Source organism: Scytonema sp. PCC 10023, from assembly GCF_963920835.1.
Lineage (GTDB): Bacteria > Cyanobacteriota > Cyanobacteriia > Cyanobacteriales > Nostocaceae > Kalymmatonema.
In genome coordinates, this window is record NZ_CAWUDP010000296.1 from 1 (window position 1) to 1394 (window position 1394).

Genomic DNA, 1394 nt, shown 5'->3' on the forward strand with positions numbered 1-1394 from the left:
CTCATATCTTGCACCTGGAAATTTGAATGTCAATTCCAAGACTAAGTGCCAGTTCTCTGAAACGTTCAATATCTTGTAAAAGAAGTAACACCACTAAATGGGGGAATATAGTTTGGAATGCAATTTCTGCGGCTTGTCCCCAATCAGGTAAACTTGCAGTTGCGATCGTGAAACGCGGGGGCTTTTCGGCGATCGCAGTGGATAAATAAGCCCAATGAGCCAAAATATAAGAAATGAGTGATAGTACCAACCAACGATAAACGCCTAAAAGTGTTCCTTGTCCAAAACGATGTAGCCCGAAACGGTGCTTTGCAGTCTTAAACCAGCCTTCTATCTGCCACCGTCGTTTGCCCCACCAAGAAATAGTACTGGCTTTAAGAGCTTTAGTAGAAACAACAAATCGTTTTACATATTTGCCATCATCACGTTTAAAATAGTACCAGGATACACAGACGGGGAATTTTAAACCCCGAAGGCAAAGTTGTTGTCCTCGGTTATACAGTTGAGCAACACAACGCCCATCTGCTAATTTACGGGTACAAGCAATACCAGCTATTACGTGGTATTTTTTCTTGCGGACGCCGTGTATAAATTCCATACTACCAAAGGCTGTATCTACAAGAACCATCACTTGGAAGTGCTTTGTTAATTTTTTAGGCAAGCATCCGATCATTTTTAATCCCAATTGTGCAGGCGATGCAGTCCGTTTGCCCCTCCATACGCGGAAACTCCAAGGAACTCGCCACCGACCTACAACCAAATACACCACAACCAAGTGTAAACCTCGTTTTCCGTGGTATACGCGCACTAAATTTTGAAATCCCTGAAATTTGCCAAACTTTTCTAGAGTTGTCAGGTCAATAATCACTTGTAGAAATGGTTTGCGCCCCTTTGGACACTCGGACAAGATCTCCCGTATAATACGGTTCCTTGTTGTGCGAATAACACTGCGTGCTGACCAATCATAGATATTAAGGAACCGACTCAAAGCGCTAGCTGACTTGGTTTTAGAGTGTTCAGGTAAAGGACGCCCTTGAGCTTCTAGAAACAATCCCAACATTGCTTCAAGGTTGTCTCGTTGATATGTAGAAGGCATTAACGACAGCAGAGTGTAAACTAGCCCTTGGGCGTGGGCAAGAATTGATTCCATTGTTCTTGCTTTTCTATATGCTTTTCACGCCCTTTTTTCTCATACTTTGACTCATCAGTGCAAATCCAGGCACTTTTCGCTCGTTGCCGATCGCCTCCACTCTAGAACCTTTCCATAATCTCCACATTTATATAGTTATATCAATTGCTTATTTCTACGTAAGCTTATTCTCGCTTATGCAGTTACTTTCTTACACTCCTATTTGTGTATTAGGGGTTTATCCTTAGAGGTGCAAGATATGAGC

At 42.5% G+C, this 1394-nt stretch carries 1 pseudogene; it reads right to left on the reverse strand.

The features are described 5' to 3' along the window. Positions 1 to 55: 55 nt before the first annotated feature. A pseudogene (locus ACM0OZ_RS48815) lies at positions 56 to 1150 on the reverse strand (transposase); the annotation flags it as partial. Positions 1151 to 1394 lie beyond the last annotated feature (244 nt).